Annotated in this window: 19 protein-coding genes and 1 tRNA gene; 13 read left to right on the top strand and 7 right to left on the bottom strand. The window is 71.4% G+C overall.

Annotated elements, in window-relative coordinates; all coding sequences use genetic code 11:
- Window positions 1-70: 70 nt before the first annotated feature.
- The 9 genes from VKK44_RS29970 (at window position 71) to VKK44_RS29930 (ending at window position 8,207) form a co-directional block, all read left to right on the top strand.
- On the top strand, window positions 71-1,894 hold the full coding sequence (locus VKK44_RS29970) for a DNA/RNA helicase domain-containing protein (protein ID WP_343444530.1): 1,824 nt from the start codon (window positions 71-73) through the stop codon (window positions 1,892-1,894).
- Window positions 1,895-2,073: 179 nt separating this feature from the next.
- Window positions 2,074-2,295: a hypothetical protein gene (locus VKK44_RS29965; RefSeq protein ID WP_343444529.1), complete on the top strand. Its 222-nt coding sequence runs from the start codon at window positions 2,074-2,076 to the stop codon at window positions 2,293-2,295.
- Between the two features lie 89 nt (window positions 2,296-2,384).
- Window positions 2,385-2,906, top strand: coding sequence for a MazG-like family protein (locus tag VKK44_RS29960; RefSeq protein WP_343444527.1), 522 nt, complete (start codon window positions 2,385-2,387; stop codon window positions 2,904-2,906).
- On the top strand, window positions 2,903-3,379 hold the full coding sequence (locus tag VKK44_RS29955; protein ID WP_343444526.1) for a DUF6197 family protein: 477 nt from the start codon (window positions 2,903-2,905) through the stop codon (window positions 3,377-3,379). Before VKK44_RS29960 ends, VKK44_RS29955 begins: the two co-directional genes overlap by 4 nt.
- Window positions 3,380-3,480: 101 nt before the next feature.
- Entirely contained in the window at window positions 3,481-4,395 is a 915-nt protein-coding gene (locus VKK44_RS29950; protein ID WP_343444525.1) for a bifunctional DNA primase/polymerase, read from the top strand.
- A complete protein-coding gene (locus tag VKK44_RS29945; protein WP_343444524.1) occupies window positions 4,392-5,648 on the top strand; it encodes a DUF3631 domain-containing protein in 1,257 nt (418 codons plus the stop codon). Before VKK44_RS29950 ends, VKK44_RS29945 begins: the two co-directional genes overlap by 4 nt.
- 103 nt (window positions 5,649-5,751) lie before the next feature.
- Complete coding sequence (locus tag VKK44_RS29940; RefSeq protein WP_343444523.1) at window positions 5,752-5,955, top strand: helix-turn-helix domain-containing protein; 204 nt, start codon at window positions 5,752-5,754, stop codon at window positions 5,953-5,955.
- 13 nt (window positions 5,956-5,968) lie between these two features.
- Complete coding sequence (locus VKK44_RS29935) at window positions 5,969-7,189, top strand: tyrosine-type recombinase/integrase (RefSeq protein WP_343444522.1); 1,221 nt, start codon at window positions 5,969-5,971, stop codon at window positions 7,187-7,189.
- 139 nt (window positions 7,190-7,328) lie between these two features.
- On the top strand, window positions 7,329-8,207 hold the full coding sequence (locus VKK44_RS29930) for a DUF4231 domain-containing protein (RefSeq protein ID WP_343444521.1): 879 nt from the start codon (window positions 7,329-7,331) through the stop codon (window positions 8,205-8,207).
- 126 nt (window positions 8,208-8,333) lie between these two features.
- On the opposite strand, the gene VKK44_RS29925 is transcribed toward VKK44_RS29930, so the two are convergent.
- A tRNA-Ser gene (locus VKK44_RS29925) sits at window positions 8,334-8,420 on the bottom strand.
- Window positions 8,421-8,495: 75 nt separating this feature from the next.
- Between VKK44_RS29925 and deoD the strand changes: the two genes are divergently transcribed.
- Entirely contained in the window at window positions 8,496-9,203 is a 708-nt protein-coding gene (deoD, locus tag VKK44_RS29920; protein WP_343444520.1) for a purine-nucleoside phosphorylase, read from the top strand.
- A gap of 109 nt (window positions 9,204-9,312) precedes the next feature.
- Here deoD and VKK44_RS29915 read toward each other — a convergent pair whose 3' ends face one another.
- The 4 genes from VKK44_RS29915 to VKK44_RS29900 form a co-directional block, all read right to left on the bottom strand.
- Window positions 9,313-9,756 (bottom strand): nucleoside deaminase, encoded by a 444-nt coding sequence (locus tag VKK44_RS29915; protein ID WP_343447948.1) that lies wholly within the window; start codon window positions 9,754-9,756, stop codon window positions 9,313-9,315.
- 178 nt (window positions 9,757-9,934) lie between these two features.
- A complete protein-coding gene (locus tag VKK44_RS29910; RefSeq protein WP_343444519.1) occupies window positions 9,935-10,459 on the bottom strand; it encodes a tRNA adenosine deaminase-associated protein in 525 nt (174 codons plus the stop codon).
- A 122-nt stretch (window positions 10,460-10,581) separates the two neighbouring features.
- On the bottom strand, window positions 10,582-10,752 hold the full coding sequence (locus VKK44_RS29905; RefSeq protein WP_343444518.1) for a hypothetical protein: 171 nt from the start codon (window positions 10,750-10,752) through the stop codon (window positions 10,582-10,584).
- Between the two features lie 72 nt (window positions 10,753-10,824).
- Window positions 10,825-11,121, bottom strand: a complete 297-nt coding sequence (locus tag VKK44_RS29900) for a hypothetical protein (RefSeq protein ID WP_343444517.1) — start codon at window positions 11,119-11,121, stop codon at window positions 10,825-10,827.
- Between the two features lie 209 nt (window positions 11,122-11,330).
- Between VKK44_RS29900 and VKK44_RS29895 the strand changes: the two genes are divergently transcribed.
- Window positions 11,331-12,095 (top strand): M23 family metallopeptidase, encoded by a 765-nt coding sequence (locus tag VKK44_RS29895; RefSeq protein ID WP_343444516.1) that lies wholly within the window; start codon window positions 11,331-11,333, stop codon window positions 12,093-12,095.
- A 57-nt stretch (window positions 12,096-12,152) separates the two neighbouring features.
- On the top strand, window positions 12,153-13,223 hold the full coding sequence (locus VKK44_RS29890) for a PHP domain-containing protein (RefSeq protein WP_343444515.1): 1,071 nt from the start codon (window positions 12,153-12,155) through the stop codon (window positions 13,221-13,223).
- 4 nt (window positions 13,224-13,227) lie between these two features.
- On the opposite strand, the gene VKK44_RS29885 is transcribed toward VKK44_RS29890, so the two are convergent.
- Window positions 13,228-14,205 carry a DMT family transporter gene (locus VKK44_RS29885; protein WP_343444514.1) on the bottom strand — a complete coding sequence of 326 codons (978 nt, stop codon included), beginning with the start codon at window positions 14,203-14,205 and terminating at the stop codon, window positions 13,228-13,230.
- A gap of 144 nt (window positions 14,206-14,349) precedes the next feature.
- On the opposite strand from VKK44_RS29885, the gene VKK44_RS29880 reads away from it, so the two are divergent.
- Complete coding sequence (locus VKK44_RS29880) at window positions 14,350-16,020, top strand: DUF885 domain-containing protein (RefSeq protein ID WP_343444513.1); 1,671 nt, start codon at window positions 14,350-14,352, stop codon at window positions 16,018-16,020.
- A 65-nt stretch (window positions 16,021-16,085) separates the two neighbouring features.
- Here VKK44_RS29880 and VKK44_RS29875 read toward each other — a convergent pair whose 3' ends face one another.
- Window positions 16,086-17,603 carry a DUF6114 domain-containing protein gene (locus VKK44_RS29875; protein WP_343444512.1) on the bottom strand — a complete coding sequence of 506 codons (1,518 nt, stop codon included), beginning with the start codon at window positions 17,601-17,603 and terminating at the stop codon, window positions 16,086-16,088.
- Window positions 17,604-17,635 lie beyond the last annotated feature (32 nt).

Below are 17,635 nucleotides of genomic sequence, written 5' to 3'. Positions count from 1 at the left end.
CGACGGCATGGCGAGCGTGCACACGGTGAAACTGCCGCTGTGGCCCTACCTGGTCACCCCGACCGGCTCGGTGGGGCTGGCGGTGGCTACTGGGCTGGCGCACTGGCGGTGGGCCGACGACCCGAGCCAGGTAGGCGCGGCTGCGGCCGGGCTGACCCTCGCGGGCACGGCGCTGAGCGCACTGACGTGGCGGGCGTCCGCCGCGCGGGGCATCGTCCGCCGGGCGGTAGCCACCACGACCTGTGTGGCGGGGTCGGTATGGGCGATCGGCGCGACGATCGGCGCGCCCTGGTCGTCACCGTGGTCGGACATGTGGCTGATCGGTGCCCCCACCGCATCCATCGCCATGGCGGTGGTGCGGGTACTGCGCAACGGCGACGGCGACGACCCCGCCGCCGGTGGTGGGCTGGCCGATGCGGTCAAGAGCCTGCGCAACGCGACGGTGTCTCGACCCACGATCAACGGCGCGAAAGCGTCAGCCGCGGTGACCCTGGACGCGGGCACATCGGTGCGGGAACTGGCCGCCGACCGGGGCGCGCTCGCCTCGGCGCTGGACGTGCCGGAAACGGCGGTGCGGGTCATCCCCAACCCCGACTCGGCGCGGCGAGGTCGGGTGGAGGTCGTACCGGTCGACCAACTCCGAGCCATGATCCCCTGGCCGGGCCTGTCCGCCCCAGGCCGCTCGATCGCAGAGCCAATCGTGCTCGGCGTGATGGAAGACGGAGAGCCGCTGATGCTGTGGCTACCCGGCGACCACCACGCAGGGCGCAACGCTGCTCACTTCCTGATCGTGGGCATGTCCGGTGCGGGCAAGACCGAGGTCATCCTCAACATCGCCGCCGAGGTCATCTCCCGACACGATGCTGAGCTGTGGCTGGCCGACCCGCGTAAGGGCGACCAACTCCCCACGTGGGCGCGCAACGGCGCGGCCCGGGTCGCGTTGAGCGAGGACGACACCAACGACATGTTGGAAGACCTCTCCACCGACATCACCGGCCGCGCCCGACAGATCGGCGCACACGGCCACAAGCAGTGGACGAAGGGCTGCCGCCAGTGCCCCCGCTACCGGGTGGTGATCGTCGACGAAGCCGCCCAGGTCGCCGCCGGCAACCCCTTGGTCACGGAGCTGACCGAAGCCGCCCGCTCCGCTGGTATCTCGCTGCTGTTCGGGTTGCAGCGCGCATCACATGACCGGTTCCCCACCAGCGCGCGAGCGAACATCCCCGGGTCGATCTGCCTCGGCGTCGACAAGGACGTCGACGCCGGCATGGCCCTGTCCGAAGCCACCCTCGACGCCGGAGCTATGCCCTGGGCGTGGAAGAACACCAAGCCCGGCTACCTCTACGCCGAAGTCCCCGGCACCGACACGACCCGCTGGACGATGCCCTGCCGCTCCTTCGTGGCCGACGAAGACCACCGCGCGGCGGCCATCGCCCCCTACCTCGGCGGACAACCGACCACCGAGCCCGCCACCCCGCAGCCGGGCCGCCCGGCATCCCGCCCTCGCCAGGAGCCGGACATGAACGACGACGAGCGCGACAACGAGCCCACCGAGCCGAACCGGGCCATCAACCCCAACGACCCGCCCGACGACGTCGACCCCGCCGAGCCGATCCGCATCCCGCCCGGCATGCCCCGCATCCCCCTCGGACTACGCCAGCCGCCCATGGCCAGCGACGAGGCATACGAACACCTGCGCGGGCACCTGATCGACCTGCATGACGCCGGTGTCGATGTTGTGCGCCCCGGCGACCTCGGAGACGTCATCTCCGCCACCGGTCTGTCCGGCGACTGGGTTCGTAAGGCGCTCGGCCGTCTGTCCACCGGCCCGGACGCCATGCTCCGCAAGACCGATCGGGGCACCTACAAGATCCGCATTCCCGAGCCGGCGTAACACACCGTCACCGCAAGGCGGCCCGTCCGGACGGTCCGGACCGTCCGGACGGGCCAGCCAGGGTCCAAGTAGGTAGCCGTCCGGACGCCACCGTCCGGACGGTCCGGACGGCTACCCGAATCTCCACTCCGTCACAGCCCGTATCTGGCGCTGCCCGCGCCACCCTGCATCGGAGACCCATGAAGTTGACCTTTGCCGCGCTCGCTGTAGGCGTTCTGCTCGGTGTGATCATCGGCGTGCCGCTCGGCCGCCGCGTCGAGCGGGTCGCCTGGCACGCCGACGCGACCCTCGCGCGTGCCCGCGTTACCGGCTGGCTCCTACGCGACCTCACCGGCTGGCTCCTCGCCGCCGCGCTGATCGCCGCCGTCGCCGTGTTCGTCGTCTGGGCGCTCACCCGCTAGAAAGGCGCGCTTCGCGCGCTCACTTCCTGATGGCCAGTGCCCGCCCGGCGCTGGCCATTCGTTCGCCCCGCCAGGAAAGGCGTTCCCTGATGACCGTCACCACACCCGCCCTGTTCGACATCGTCGCCAAGGTTGCTGCCCGCCTCGACGCGATCAATGGCCGCAGCCGCGAGGAAACCGGGCTGCGCATCCTGAAGGTCACCGAGGAAGCGGGAGAGGTCGCCGCGGCGTGGATCGGCACCCTCGGACAGAACCCGCGCAAGGGCGTCACCCATACCAGCGATGATGTGGCCGCCGAGCTGGCCGATGTGGTGCTCACCGCGCTGGTTGCCATCGCAAGCCTCGGCCACGACCCGCAGCAGGTGATAGCCGCCTGCGTCGCCAAGGTCACCGACCGTCTTGACGGCTCTCACCGCACCCCGCCGCCGGCCCGCGATCCGGTCACCGACCCCGTCGCCGTCGACCCGGCCGCCGTCGTGCGCTACGGCGACCAGCTCCACGAAGCGGTCCACGGCATCGGCTGCGACTGCCGGCCACAGGTACGCCGCCAGTTCCGCAGCTACACCAAAGCGATCATGGCGTGGCTGGCCGCCGACGGTCGCCTCTCATGACCAGCGGCCTACCGCAGTCCACGACCGATATCCTCTGCGCCGCCGCCGGCTACCTGCGCCGGCACGGCTGGCACCCCGGCCCCGGCCTCTACGACCCACACGACGGCTGCACCTACAGCCGCTGTCGAGTGGTCCGCTCCGGCATGTACCCCGCCAGCATCTACGGCGCGATCCGCGCCGCCCTCCTCGGCCGACCACGCTGGTACGCCATCACCGACCCCACCACCGCCGAGAAGTACGCCGCCGCCGTCGACCACCTCACCCGCCACCTGCGCACCCGCACGATCGTCGACCTGCACGCGGCCATCCTGCCCTGGGAACGCGCACCCGGCCGCACCCGGCAACAAGTCATGACCGTGCTCCTGGCCGCCGCCGACACCGCCCCCACCACTCCGGCTCCGGCGGTGCGGCTGGCCCCGATCATCCCGCTGGACACCCGTCGCCGCGACGTACAGCCGCGCCGCATCGCTTAACCCCAACTGCCTGATCGGCGCGCTTCGCGCGCTCACCACCGGTGGCCAGCGTCCATCCGGCGCTGGCCACCAATCCGCCCGCGCCAGGAAGGAGACACCACATGCCCGACCTGCTCGCCGCCGCCCTCGACTACGCCGCCCACGGCTGGCCGGTATTCATGCTCGCCCGGTCGAAACGACCCGTCGCCAACTGCCCCACCTGCACCGACACCGGCCCGGACCATGACCGGGAAGCCTGCCCGTGCCTGACCTGCCACGGCTTCTACGCCGCCACCACCCACCCCGACCGGATCACCGCGATCATCGACACCGTCCCCGCCGGGCAACTCGCCCTGCGTACCGGTGCCCCGTCAGGGACCGTCGTGGTCGATGTCGACCCCGCCCACGGTGGCCGCGACACCATGAACGCGCTCATCGAGCGCGGGCTGTTGCCGCCGACCGCGTACGTGGTGACCGGGTCCGGTGGCCTGCACCTGTACTACCGGCACCCCGGACAGCCCGTGACGTGTAGCCAAGGCAAGTCCGGTCAAGGGCTCGGCCCCGGCGTCGACGTCAAGGGCGATGGCGGATACGTGGTGCTGCCTCCGAGCATCCACCCGCGCACGGGCCGCCCGTACCGGTGGGCACCGGGCCGGGAGATGGAGGAGATGCCCCCCGCGCTGGTAACGGCCTGCCGACCGGCACCGCCGGCACCGACCTGCCGACCGGCACCGCCGGCACCGACCCCGGTCCCGGCACACACCCCGACCAGCACCCGCCCGGCGGGAGGCATCTCCTTCCCCGACCGGCTCCTCGCCGCACACCTGCAAGCGGTGGCCAACGCCCCCGAAGGCACCCGCCGCCCCACCCTCTACGGCGCGGCACGCGGCGTGGCCCGCATGGTCCTCGCAGACGCGATCAGCCGCGACGACGCAGAAGCCGCCCTCACTACCGCCGGCCGCCAGGCAGAGCAAACCGACCGCGACATCCGCGCCGCCATCCGTGACGGCTTCCGCGCCGAAGGGCTCGCCGCATGAACTCACCCGCCAGCACCACCGATCAGCCCGACGACGGCGCAACCATCCTCGACGCCCTGCACGCCTGCCTCACCAACTACGTCATCCTGCCCTGCGCGGAGGCGGTCGACGCCGTGGCGTTGTGGGTGGCCGCGACCCACGCCCAACCCGCGTGGGCGCACGCGCCCCGCCTGGTGATCCGGGCACCCGAGAAGCGGTGCGGGAAGTCCCGGCTGTTGGATGTGGTCGAAGCAACCTGCTACGCGCCTCTGATCACCGTCAACGCGTCCCCTGCCGCCGTCTACCGCGCCATCGGCACCGACGACCCGCCAACCCTGCTCGTAGACGAAGCCGACACCATCTTCGGTGCCGCCGCCGAAGCGAACGAAGACCTACGCGGCCTGCTGAACGCCGGACACCAACGCAACCGACCGGCGATCCGGTGGGACGCCGCCGCGCAGAAGGTCGAGAAGATCCCCACCTTCTCCATGGCCGCGCTCGCCGGTATTGGTGCGATGCCCGACACCATCGAGGATCGCGCCGTCGTGATCCGGATGCGCCGCCGCGCGCCCGGAGAGCAGGTCGCCCCCTACCGGCATCGCCGCGACAGCCCTGCCCTGCGCGCACTCGCCCGGCAACTCACCGGCTGGCTACGAGCGAACATGCGCGACCTGGAAGCCGCGGAACCTGCCATGCCCGTCGAAGACCGGGCCGCCGACACCTGGGAACCCCTCGTGGCCGTGGCCGACCTCGCCGGGGGCACATGGCCCGACCGGGCGCGACGCGCGTGCGAAATTCTCACCGCCGAACGCGATGGCAGCGCCGTGCCATCCGACCGGGTTCGTCTACTGGCCGATTGCCACTCCGTGTTCCGCGCTGTCGGGGTGCTCGACAACCAGGGACGCCGGGCGGTCCCGAGCACCGTCCTGCTCGACAAACTCCGTGCCGACCCCGAAGCTCCCTGGGCCGAGTACGGCAAGAGCGGCACCGGACTCACCGCGATGAAACTCGGTCAACTGCTGGCCGAATACGAGATCCGCTCCACCAACATCCGGTTCGGCCCTCCGTACGGGCAGGTCAAGGGCTATTACCAAGCTGACTTCACCGACGCTTGGCGACGCTACTGCCCCGGCCCGGAGGTCGTGCCCGAGGGGGAAGCGTCCCAGCCGTCCCAGCCGTCCCCGCCCAGCTCAGCCCCGGGACGGGTCATTCCTCTGGGACGGCTTAAGCCGTCCCAGCCCACCGACCCGACCCCCACCGCTGGGACGGCTTAAGCCGTCCCGCCTCCCAAGCCGTCCCGGCCCTGACCTGCAAAGGGACGGCTGGGACGGCTGGGACGGCTACCCCCACCCCCATCCTCACGACCGGAAGGAAGCCGTGACCACCGCCGACAACCGCATCGTGCTGACCATCGAAGAAGCCGCCCACCGCCTCGGCATCGGCCGCACCACCATGTACGCCCTGATCAAGAACGGCGAAATCCGCACCGTCACCATCGGCCGGCTCCGCCGCATCCCCGTCGGCTGCCTTGACGAGTACGTGAGCAACCTGCTCGACCAGCCTCTCAACCCCGCGGCATGAGGAGACCAGCAACTTGCCACGCAAACCCAACGGCGCATCCAGCATCTACAAGGGCAGCGACGGCTACTGGCACGGCCGGGTCACCGTCGGCGTCAAGGACGACGGCAAACCGGACCGACGGCACGTCAGCGGCAAGACCGAAGCGGCGGTCACCAAGAAGGTTCGTCAGCTCGAACGGGAGCGCGACGACGGCACTGTCCGGAAGCCAGGCCAGCGCTGGACGGTCAAGACCTGGCTGACGCACTGGGCCGAGAACATCGCCGCGCCGTCGGTGCGAGAGAACACCATCGCCGGCTACCGGGTGGCCGTGTACCGGCACCTCATCCCCGGCCTCGGCGCGCACCGGCTCGACCGCCTGGAGCCCGAGCACCTGGAACGCTTCTACGTCCGCATGCAGGAGAAGGGAAGCGCAGCGGCCACCGCCCACCAGGCGCACCGCACCATCCGTACGGCGCTCAACGAAGCGGTGCGGCGCGGCCACCTGTCGCGCAACCCGGCGACGCTGGCCAAGCCGCCCCGCCTCAGTGACGACGAGATCGAGCCGTACACCGTCGAGGAGGTGCGGCGCCTGCTGGCCGTCACCCGAGGGCGACGGAACAGCGCGCGGTGGGCGGTGGCGCTGGCCCTGGGTCTGCGCCAGGGCGAAGCGCTCGGCCTCAAGTGGGCCGACGTCGATCTGAGCGCGGGATCGCTGGTCGTTCGGCGTGGCCGACAACGCCCCCGGTGGCGGCACGGGTGCGCCGAGCCCTGCGGACGGAAGTTCGGCGGGCACTGCCCCGACCGGCAGGCGACCCGCGCCGAGACAGCAGAGACCAAATCACGCGCCGGTCGCCGAACCATTGGCCTGCCCGACGAACTGGTGGAACTGCTCCGGCGGCACCGCCGGGAGCAGGAGAAGGAACGTGAGACCGCCGCCCAGCTTTGGACCGAAGGAGGTTGGCTCTTCGCCACCCCGACCGGCGAACCGGTCAACCCGCGCACGGACTACGACGAGTGGAAGCGGCTGCTCAAGCTAGCCGGGCTACGGGACGGCCGACTGCACGACGCCCGGCACACCGCCGCCACAGTGCTGCTGATCCTCGGCGTGGCGGAACGCGCGGTGATGGGCATCATGGGCTGGTCGACGTCGGCGATGGCGGCCCGGTACCAACATCTCACAGCCCAGGTTCGCCGGGACATCGCCCAGCAAGTTGGTGGGCTTCTCTGGAATAGCGGGGGCACCAGCACCAGCTAGCCGACGGGCCGGGGAGCCGAGGTGACAAGCCGCCCGGGTCACGTCGGCTCCCTGTGCACACCCTCAACGCAAAAGCAATGTCGATAAAGTGACGCCGCCTCACCTTGCCTTCTCGATTGGGTAATCATAGCGTGACGCCATGTGGTCGAGGCTGTCGCAACTGTGGGCGAAAAGAAGTGGCACCACGAACGAGGAGAACTGGAACCAGGTCATTAGTGATGGCTCCAAGAGCTGGCACCCCGATCATGTACGCAGTCTAATTCTCGATGCCGAGGAAAAGCTCCACCTTCAAGGTCTGTGGCGTAAGGTTGGAATCGCCTGGATCCTCATAGGCAACATCACTCTTATCGCGATGGCAGCAGTCGCCACGTTCTCCGAACTCGGACAGGTCAACCGCTTCTCCACACAACTCTACGCAGCATGTTCCGTTTCGCTTCTCGTTTCGCCAGCACTGGCCTACTGGCAGTACAAGCGCATGAGAAGAACCCGCATCATCCTCAAGAAGCTACATGTAGTCCGCCGACGAACCCAAGCTGACCTAGACACGAGCACCAGCAGCGGAGGCGACTCGGCACTGCTAGCGCAGAAGCGCTACAGGGACGACGTTCCCGACCTGATCGCACAGTATCGTGAAGATGCGGGGAGAACCCGGGGGATTCATAACCGCTTTCAGAGCGTGATCATTATCGGATCGGTAGCTACGTCCGCAATCGCCACAGCATCGGTTGCCTTTAGCCAGGCAAGATGGCTCACCGTGGCAGCAAGCGCTGCCGTAGGTCTAGCGGCCGGATTCACTGGCTACTTCAAGTATCACGAGCGCAGCTTCAACTCGCAGCAGACAGCCGATGCGATCGAGCGCGAATACGAGGCGGTTGAACTCCGCGTGGGCAAGTACACAGGCCTAGATGAGGCAAAGGCATACGCCGCCTTTGCTGACGCCGTCGAGAGGCTTCGTGACGAGCAGAACAAGCGGCAGCAGCAGCTCGACCAGCCCGCCGAGGTCAAGCGCGAAGAGTGACAAGGCGCTCACGGATGGCAGCCGACCTGCATCGTGTTGCCGACGACTGAGACCAGAACTGAGACTAGAGCCAGAACGCCCGGTCGGTCCATCATGGACCGGCCGGGCGTTCTCGCATCTCACGAGCGGTGGCGGCGGGATTTGAACCCGCGGAGGGCGTAAACCCTCACACGCTTTCGAGGCGTGCTCCTTAGGCCACTCGGACACGCCACCGCCGACGAGGGTACAGGACCACCGGTACGGACGCCGAACCGGTATCCCGTCGGCCGGCCTGGCAGGATCTTTGCCATGAGTACGCATATCGGCGCTGAGCCGGGAGAGATCGCCGAGCGGGTCCTGATGCCGGGTGACCCGCTGCGGGCCAAGTGGATCGCGGAGACCTACCTCGAGGAGGCCCGCTGCTACACGACGGTGCGCGGCATGCTGGGCTTCACCGGGCGGTGGAACGGCGTCGACGTCTCCGTCCAGGGTTCCGGCATGGGCATGCCGTCCGCCTCCATCTACGCGCACGAGCTGATCAACGAGTACGGCGTGAAGACGCTGATCCGGGTCGGCTCGTGCGGTGCCCTGACCGAGGACCTGCAACTGCGGGACGTGGTGGCGGCGATCGGCTCGTCCACCGACTCGAACATGAACCGGATGCGCTTCGACGGGCTGATCGACTACGCCCCGGTCGCCGACTTCGGGCTGCTGCGCACTTCGGTCGAGGTGGCCGAGCGGCGCGGCATCACCATGCGGGTCGGTCCGATCCTGGCGGCGGACGCGTTCTACACCGACCGGCCGGACCTGTACGACACGCTCGCCGACTACGGCGTGCTGGCGGTGGAGATGGAGTCGGCGGCGCTCTACACGATCGCGGCCCGGTTCCGGGCCCGCGCGCTGACCATCCTGACCGTGAGCGACCACATCAAGACCGGCGAGAAGACCACCTCGCAGGAGCGTGAGCAGACGTTCGGCCAGATGGTCGAGATCGCCCTCGATACCGCCATCGCCTGACCGTTTCCTTCACCGCCGCCCCGCCCCCGTCGCCATCCCGGTGCCGGGGGCGGCGGCTCGTTGAGAAGGGGCCCCTTCTATACCGGAGGCGTTAACAGGGGGCCCGGCCTTACCGGAAGAACGCGCGCAGCAGCGCGGCGCTCTCCGTTTCCAGGACGCCGGCGTAGACCTCGGGGCGGTGCGTGACCCGGCGGTCGCGCAGCACGTCCCAGAGCGAGCCGACCGCGCCCGTCTTCGGCTCCCACGCCCCGAACACCACTGTCGAGACCCGGGCCAGCGCGATCGCGCCGGCGCACATGGTGCACGGCTCCAGCGTGACCACCAGCGTGCAGCCGTCCAGCCGCCACCGGCCCAGCCGCTGTGCGGCCCGGCGCAGCGCCAGCACCTCGGCGTGCGCGGTCGGATCTCCGGTCAGCTCCCGCTCGTTGCGCCCGATCGCCAGTTCGACGCCGTCGGGTCCGTAGAGCACCGCGCCGACCGGCACGTCGTCGGCGCCCTCGTCGGGCGTCGGCCCGTCCGGGCCGGTCGCCGCGATGTGCAGGGCGCGGCGCATCCACAGCTCGTGCCGCTGCCGCCGCCCGACCGCACCCGGGTCGGCCAGCGCCTCGTCCGCGCCGGGTCCCGCGCGGCCGGCCCGGCCCGGCGTCGGCTGTCCGGGACGCAGGGTTTCCAGCGCCGGGTCGGTGGCGTCGGCCGGCTCCACGGCGCCGGGCGTCACGGACTCGCCGGGCTCAGACCTCACGCAGCTCCTCGACCTCGTCCGCGCAGCCGAGCACCTGGCAGATCTCGGCGGTCACGTCGGCCGGCATGTTGCCCTCGTGCGCGCAGAGCGCGAGCAGCTTCGGCGCCGGGACGCCCAGGTCGGCGAGCAGGTCGGCGTCGCCCACCGGGTCGGCCTCCGGGTCCACGGCCGGCTGCTCGGTGTCGTCGTCGCCGGCGGACGGACGCGGCTCGTCGACGTCCTCCAGGCCGGTGACCGAGGTCTTCAGGTCGCCGACGAGGAGCGCGCCCAGCCGGGACTCCTCGGCGTACGCCGAGTCGGATCCGAAGACCCGCAGGTCCTCCCCCTCGTCGAGGCGCAGGACGACCAGGTACGTGTCGTCCGCCTCGACGAACAGCAGGGAGAGGTCGGCGTCCGGCTCGACATCGCGCAGCCGGTCGGCGACCTCTTCGATGTCGGTGACGCCCCGCAGGCTCACCTCACCGGCGGTCCAGCCGCCGTCGATGCGCGCCACGGCAGCAGCGAAGTACGACACGGTCCCCCCAATTTGGCCTCGGCAGCACGCCGACATGTCACGCGATGCACGTTAACCGGTCGGGTCGGCGGGCGACCGGTCAACGCCCCGACCGGGGCCGGTCGTTCCTGGAGAAAGTCGCCTCAGCCGGTCACGCGGCGGCGGGTGGCGATGAGCTGGCGCAGGCGTTCGCTGCGCGCCCGCTGCGGCCGTTCGCGCTGCTGTACCGCACGGGCACCGGCCAACTCGGCGAGGAGTTGCAGGCGACGGCGGCTCCGATCGGGGTCGAGCCGCGGCGGTGTGGTCCAGGCCATACGGCGAGCGTGAACCGTCACCGCGCGTACGTCAAGATGGTCTTCGCTACGCAGCGAAAGCGGCACGCAAGGTCACCAGAGTGGCCAGTCGCCGCTCTGCGCCCACCGCACCGCGACGATCGCCGCGGCGATGCTCCAGCCGCCCGCGGTGACGATCGCCACCCCGGTCGCCACCCCCCGGTCCCCGTAACGGACCAGCACCGCGGCGACCACCCAGGCGACGCCGCCGGCGAGCAGCGTCCACCAGGCGTAGCCGGGCACATCGTGGCCGACCAGGCCGAACAGCAGCAACCAGGCGAAGGTGACCACCGCACCCAGCGCGACGCCGGCGCCGGTCACCGGGAACGGCTCGCGGTAGCTGGGCCGCATCGGCCCACCGGACGGGAAGAGTCCCGACGGGGTACGCGGCGGCGCGTGGAAAGCCCCCGGACCGCTCCCCCCGGCTCCGCCGTGCCATCCGTTCGTCACCGCTGCTCCCCTCCCCGATCCACCGGCCCGACGTGACCCACCGTGACCGGCCGATGCGACCGGGTCCGGCGCGTTCGTTTCCCACGGTAGTGGTCTGCCAGGATGATCGGATGCGCTCGCCATCGATCGGACGCCGCGCGCGTCCGGCGTACCCGGTCCTGTTGCTCGTCGCGGCGTTGGCCGCCGGGTGCGACCGGCCCGCGACGCCCGCGGACGCCTGGCAGGACCCGAGCCCGATGGTGACGGCGGCGCAACCGGCCGAGCCGACGGCGAGCCCGGCGCCACCGGCCGCCTCCTCCGCCCCGGCCGCCACCGTCGCCCCGACACCGTCGCGCACCGCGGCGCGGCGTGTCTTCCCGGTCCGGGCCGGCAACGTCGACTACCACCCGACGCACGGCGGCTATCCGGGCACCGATCTCTTCGCCGACTGCGGCGAGCCGGTGGTGGCGGTCACCGACGGGGTGGTGCTGGAGGTGAGCCGGGTGGACCGGTTCGACAGGCGCGGGCCGTTGGGGCCGAACAACGGCGGGCTCTCGGTCTCGCTGCTCGGCGACGACGGGGTGCGCTACTACGGCTCGCACCTGAGCGCGATCGCGTCCGGCGTCGACGCCGGCGTCCGCGTCCGTGCCGGGCAGCAACTCGGCAAGGTGGGCCGCACCGGCAACGCCAACAACGTGTGTCACCTGCACTTCGGGCTCTCCCCGAAGTGTTCCGGCCACGACGACTGGTGGATCCGCCGGGGGGTGGTCTGGCCGGCGCCCTACCTGAACTCCTGGCGCAAGGGCGGCAACCGGTCCCCGGTCGCCGAGGTCACCGCCTGGCAGCGCGAGCACGGCTGCCCGGCGTCGCCGGGCCGGTCCGCGGCGGGCGGCTGACCCGACGCGCGGTCCGGCGGTGCACGGCGGGCGGTCGGAGCGCGTAGGTTCCACTGCATGACTGCCCGGGATCCCCTCGCCGACCTCCGCCGGATCGCGTTCCTGCTGGAACGCGCCAACGAGGCCACCTACCGGGTCCGGGCGTTCCGATCGGCGGCCACGGCGCTGGGCGCGCTGCCGGCCGGCGAGGTGGCCGAGCGGGCCCGCACCGGCAAGCTGACCGAGCTGGCCGGCGTCGGCGACGTCACCGCCCGCTGCGTGGCCGAGTCGCTGGCCGGCGAGGAGCCGGTCTACCTGCGTCGGCTGCTGGCCACCGAGGGCACCGACCTGGACGAGGAGGCGGCGAAGCTGCGGGACGCGTTGCGCGGCGACTGTCACACCCACTCGGACTGGTCGGACGGCGGCTCACCGATCGAGGAGATGGCGCTGGCCGCGGTCGAGCTGGGGCACGAGTACCTGGTGCTCACCGACCACTCGCCCCGGCTCAAGGTGGCGCGCGGTCTGACCGCGGACCGGCTCCGCCGGCAGCTCGACCACGTGGCCGCCGTGAACGAGGCGCTGCCGAAGGGTTTCCGCATCCTCACCGGCATCGAGGTCGACATCCTCGCCGACGGCTCGCTCGATCAGACCGACGACTTGCTCGCCCGGCTGGACGTGGTGGTCGGCTCGGTGCACAGCGGCCTCAACGACGACCGGGCGAAGATGACCCGCCGGATGCTGACCGCGATCGCCAACCCGCACCTGGACATTCTCGGGCACTGCACCGGCCGGATGGTGTCCTCCCGGCCGGCCGGCGTGACCGGGCCGGGCGACAAGGGGCACCGGCCGCGTACCCGCAAGGAGAGCGAGTTCGACGCGGACGCCGTCTTCACCGCCTGCGCGGAACACGACGTGGCCGTCGAGATCAACTCCCGGCCGGAGCGGCAGGACCCGCCGAAGCGGCTGATCCGCCGCGCGCTGGAGGCGGGCTGCCGGTTCGTCATCGACACCGACGCGCACGCTCCCGGGCAGCTCGACTGGCAGCGCTTCGGCTGCGAACGGGCCGCGCGCTGCGGCGTACCGGCCGACCGGGTGATCAACACGTGGACCGCCGACCGCCTGGTGAAGTGGGCGGCGGCCCGGGGCTGAGCGGTCAGGCCCGGGCGGCCGGCTCGACCGGGCGGGCGGCGGGTGCCACCGGCGCCGGGGCGGGCCGACGCCGGCCGAACAGGCCCTGCGCGACCGCCACCCCGACCAGCACGATCAGTGCGCCCACCGGCTGGTGCCAGTTCATCCGCTCGCCGAGCACCACGGCACCGACCACCACCGCGAAGACCGGGACCAGGTACGTCACGGTGGACGCGGTGCTCGCCCCTGCCAGTCGGATGTTGCGCATGTTGATCACGAAGGCGAGCCCGGTACCGAGCGCGCCGAGCGCGAGCACGCTGGCCACCACCCGGGGCGACAGGTCGGTCGGCACCGGCGGCGCACCGGCCACCAGCGGCGCGACCAGCGCGAGCTGCGCGGTCGCCACGAGCAGTTGCGCCGCCGACAGCGACAACCCGGAGTACGCGCGGCCCGCGATGAACTTCTTCTGGTACGGGATCGCCAGCCCGTAGCAGGCCGCCGCGCCGAGACACATGAGCTGGCCGGTGAAGTGGGCGCCGCCCACGCCCGCCCAGACGCCGAGCACCACCAGCACGCCGACGAAGCCGAGCGCCAGCCCGACCGTCCGGCGCGCGGTCAGCCGCTCGGTGCGGAACACCAGCACCGCCAGCGGCAGCACGATCAGCGGCGTGGTGGCGTTCCAGATGCCGGCCAGCATGGACTCGACCCGCTGCTCGCCGTAGCCGAACAGGGTGAACGGCAGCGCGACGCCGAACGCGGCGACCACCAGCAGGTGGGCCCAGACCGCCGGCTCGCGGGGCAGCCGGTCGCGCAGCACGACCAGCACCACGAGCAGTGTGGCCGCGCCGGTGGCCACCCGGTAGAGGGTGAGGTGCACCGGGTGCAGCTCGCTGACCCCCACCTTGATGAAGAGGAAGCTGGAGCCCCAGATCGCGGCCAGTGCGACGAACCCGGGCAGCCAGCTCCGCAGCGGTGCCCGGTCAGGGGCGGTATCCACGTTCACCCCTGACACTCTGCCCCTCGGGCACGACAAAGTCGCGCGGATTTCGGACGTCGTGTCGACCGCCACAGCTACCTGCCGATCCTCCACCCTGAACACGGTAAACACGTTCGACACCGGGGTGACCGGGTCACGTAGGGTCGCCCCGTGGGACGAATCGATGACCTCGCGAACCGGTACGTGGCGGAGTGGGCTCCGCTGAGCCCGACCGGCGCCACCTACGTCGGCATCGCCGGCTACGACGACCAGCTCGACGACCTCTCCCCCGAGGGTTACGCGGCCCGCGCCGACCTGGCCCGGCGCACGCTGGGCCAACTCGACGTGACCGAGGCGGAGACCGAGGCGGAGCGGACCGCGCAGGAGGCGATGCAGGAACGCCTGGGCCTGGAACTCGCCCGGTACGACAGCGGCGAGACCGCGAGCGAAGTCAGCGTGATCACGAGCGGGCTGCACGAGCTGCGGATGGTCTTCGACCTGATGCCGACCGACGGCGAGGAGGCGAAGGCGAACGTCGCCACCCGGCTCAACCGCTTCGCGTCCGCGCTGGAGGGCTACAAGCGCACCCTGCGGGAGGCAGCCGCGGCCGGCCGGGTCAGCTCGCAGGTGCAGCTCGTCGAGGTCGCCAAGCAGTGCGACATCTGGGTCGACCCGGACGGTGACAACTTCTTCCACGGCCTGGCCGAACGCCTCGACGCGGGCGGCACGCTCGGTGCCGAGCTGCGCAAGGGCGCCGCCGCGGCGACCGCGGCGACCGCCGAGTTCGGGCAATTCCTGCGCACCGAACTGGCCCCCGGGGGGCGGCAGAAGCAGGCCGCCGGCCGGGAGCGCTACGAACTGGCCTCGCAGTACTTCCTCGGCGCGAAGGTCGACCTCGACGAGACGTACGCCTGGGGTTTCGCGGAGCTGGCCCGTCTGGAGGCCGAGATGCGGGCGGTGGCCGCGCGGATCGTCGGGCCCGGCGCCACGGTCGACGACGCGGTCCGTGCGCTCGACGCCGACCCGGCGCGGACGGTCCGGGGCAAGGAGGCGTTCCGCGACTGGATGCAGGCGCTCGCCGACCAGGCGATCAGCGAGCTGGACGGCACCCACTTCGACATCCCGGAGCAGGTCCGCCGGATCGAGTGCTGTCTGGCGCCGACCAGCGACGGCGCGATCTACTACACCGGCCCGAGCGAGGACTTCTCCCGGCCGGGGCGGATGTGGTGGGCGGTGCCGCAGGGCATCACCGAGTTCTCCACCTGGCGTGAGGTGACCACGGTCTACCACGAGGGCGTGCCGGGCCACCACCTCCAGGTCGCACAGACCGCCGTCCGCGCCGACCTGCTCAACCGCTGGCAGCGGCTGCTCTGCTGGGTCTCCGGGCACGGCGAGGGCTGGGCGCTCTACTCGGAGCGGCTGATGGACGAGCTGGGCTACCTGGCCGACCCGGGGGACCGGCTCGGCATGCTCGACGGGCAGGCGTTGCGGGCGGCCCGGGTGATCGTCGACATCGGCATGCACCTGGAGCTGGAGATCCCGGTGGACAATCCGTTCGGTTTCCACCCGGGTGAGCGCTGGACGCCGGAGCTGGGTTGGGAGTTCATGCGGGCGCACTGCCGGGTGCCGGACGAGACGCTGCGCTTCGAGCTGAACCGCTACCTCGGCTGGCCGGGGCAGGCCCCCTCCTACAAGGTGGGCGAGCGGATCTGGTTGCAGGCCCGGGAGGAGGCGAAGGCCCGCAAGGGCGCGGACTTCGACCTGAAGGAGTTCCACCGCCAGGCGCTCGACCTGGGTGCGCTGGGGCTCGACCCGCTGCGTCGGGCGCTGGGCCGGATCTGAGTGACGACGGTGGCCGGGCGCCGGAGGGACCTCCGACGCCCGGCCGTTTCCGTGGTGCGCCGGGGTCAGGCCAGGTCGACCTGGAGCACCGGCTTGGCGGTGAGCGAATTCGAGTGCTCGTACGCCAATTCGATCACCGGGTCGTCGAAGCTGATCGGGATCGGCGAGGTGATCGGGATGCCGTCCGGGAAGGGCAGGTCCGGCGTCAACGTGATCTTGATGCCGAGCAGGTGCCCGACGAACCGGGTGGCGTAGAACGCGACGTCACCCTGCACGGTGAGCCGGTCGGTGACGTACCGCTGCTTCTTGCCCGCCGGGCCGTTGGCCAGCAGCGTGAAGTCGTCGGTGACCGCCTTGTCCATGGTGAACTTCAGGCACTTGAGCTTGCCCCGGTAGGTGGGCAGCTCGACGATGCCCTCGAAACGCAGCCCGGTCATGGTCACCTTGGAGCCGGTGAGCAGGGAGGGCGGGTCGGCCACGAGCGGCTGGTCGGGGTCGGCGGCCAGCTTGGGCAGCGGCTTGCCCTCCTCGACCGGCTTGGGCTTGGTCGGGGCCGGGTCGGCGTCGCCGCAGTCGGCACCCGGCTTCGCCGGCGCCGACGGCTTGGCGCTGCCGCCGGGCTTCGGCGTGCCGCTCGCGTTCGGCGTGGCGGCAGCGGCGGATGCCACGGCCGACGGTGACGGCTCGGCCTTTTCCTCCCCGCCGGTGAACAGGTCGGTGATGCCGTCGACGAGATCGGTCAGCAGGTTGCCGTCCGAGCCCTCCGCCGGTGGCGGCGTCGTGGCGGTGGCGCTCGGGCTGGCCGACGGGGACGCCGGGGCGGTCGTCGAGGCGGACGGCTTCGGTGCCGGCGCCGTCGTGGTCGGGCAGGCCGCCGGCGCGGCGACCGCCGGCCGCTGGTCGCGGAGCGCGACCAGACCGGCCAGGGAGACCGCGAGAACCAGCAGGATCGCGTACGCCCGGGGCGGGTACCCCGACCCGCGGGACCCGTCCGGCGCGGCGGGGTCGACGGGCGACGCCTCGCGCAGCGGGTTACGCGGCTCCGGCAACGTGTCGGTGAGGACGCCGGTGGCGTCGTCCTGCCGCTGCCGGGGCGGCAGCAACTCGTCGACCAGGGCCGGCTCCGGCTCCTCGTCCGACTCGGCCGCCGGCTCGTCGACCGGCTGGGCCGGCGTCGGGTCGGTGGCGGCCTTCTTGCTCGGCACCCAGGCGAAGCCGAGCGCGCTGCCGACCATGCCGAGCAGCAGGCCGATGAAGAAGCCGCCGAGGTTCACGCCGATCAGCGAGTAGAGCGCGGTGATCGCCGCGACCACCGCGTAGAACATGCGCTGGGCCGGGCTGAACCAGAGCAGCATGCCGCAGGCCACGAGGATGGTCGGGATGAGCCAGGACAGGAACCCGGTCGGCCCCATCTGGAACGTGAGGCCGTTGAGGCTCATCTGGGTGGTGGCGAAGATCTCCAGACCGGCCAGCGCGGTGAAGAGCCCGCCCCAGAACGGTCGTGCCCGGCGCCACCGGCGGAAGCCACGCCACGCCTGGCCGGGCCGACCCGGCCGGGCCTGCTGCGTCTCGGCGGTTGTCACGTACTCCTCCTGGCGGTGCTGACGGGGTGAGA

It is taken from the genome of Micromonospora sp. DSM 45708, assembly GCF_039566955.1.
Lineage (GTDB): Bacteria > Actinomycetota > Actinomycetes > Mycobacteriales > Micromonosporaceae > Micromonospora.
The sequence above is the reverse complement of the archived record's forward strand: the minus strand, read 5'-3'. Positions and strand labels throughout refer to the sequence as shown.

Excerpts from the sequence above, each read along its gene's own strand:
- VKK44_RS29965 (WP_343444529.1), top strand. The coding sequence starts at position 2,074 with ATGAAGTTGACCTTTGCCGCGCTCGCTGTAGGCGTTCTGCTCGGTGTG.
- VKK44_RS29960 (WP_343444527.1), top strand. The coding sequence starts at position 2,385 with ATGACCGTCACCACACCCGCCCTGTTCGACATCGTCGCCAAGGTTGCT.
- VKK44_RS29955 (WP_343444526.1), top strand. The coding sequence starts at position 2,903 with ATGACCAGCGGCCTACCGCAGTCCACGACCGATATCCTCTGCGCCGCC.
- VKK44_RS29950 (WP_343444525.1), top strand. The coding sequence starts at position 3,481 with ATGCCCGACCTGCTCGCCGCCGCCCTCGACTACGCCGCCCACGGCTGG.
- VKK44_RS29945 (WP_343444524.1), top strand. The coding sequence starts at position 4,392 with ATGAACTCACCCGCCAGCACCACCGATCAGCCCGACGACGGCGCAACC.
- VKK44_RS29930 (WP_343444521.1), top strand. The coding sequence starts at position 7,329 with ATGTGGTCGAGGCTGTCGCAACTGTGGGCGAAAAGAAGTGGCACCACG.
- deoD (WP_343444520.1), top strand. The coding sequence starts at position 8,496 with ATGAGTACGCATATCGGCGCTGAGCCGGGAGAGATCGCCGAGCGGGTC.
- VKK44_RS29915 (WP_343447948.1), bottom strand. The coding sequence starts at position 9,756 with ATGCGCCGCGCCCTGCACATCGCGGCGACCGGCCCGGACGGGCCGACG.
- VKK44_RS29905 (WP_343444518.1), bottom strand. The coding sequence starts at position 10,752 with ATGGCCTGGACCACACCGCCGCGGCTCGACCCCGATCGGAGCCGCCGT.
- VKK44_RS29900 (WP_343444517.1), bottom strand. The coding sequence starts at position 11,121 with ATGCGGCCCAGCTACCGCGAGCCGTTCCCGGTGACCGGCGCCGGCGTC.
- VKK44_RS29895 (WP_343444516.1), top strand. The coding sequence starts at position 11,331 with ATGCGCTCGCCATCGATCGGACGCCGCGCGCGTCCGGCGTACCCGGTC.
- VKK44_RS29890 (WP_343444515.1), top strand. The coding sequence starts at position 12,153 with ATGACTGCCCGGGATCCCCTCGCCGACCTCCGCCGGATCGCGTTCCTG.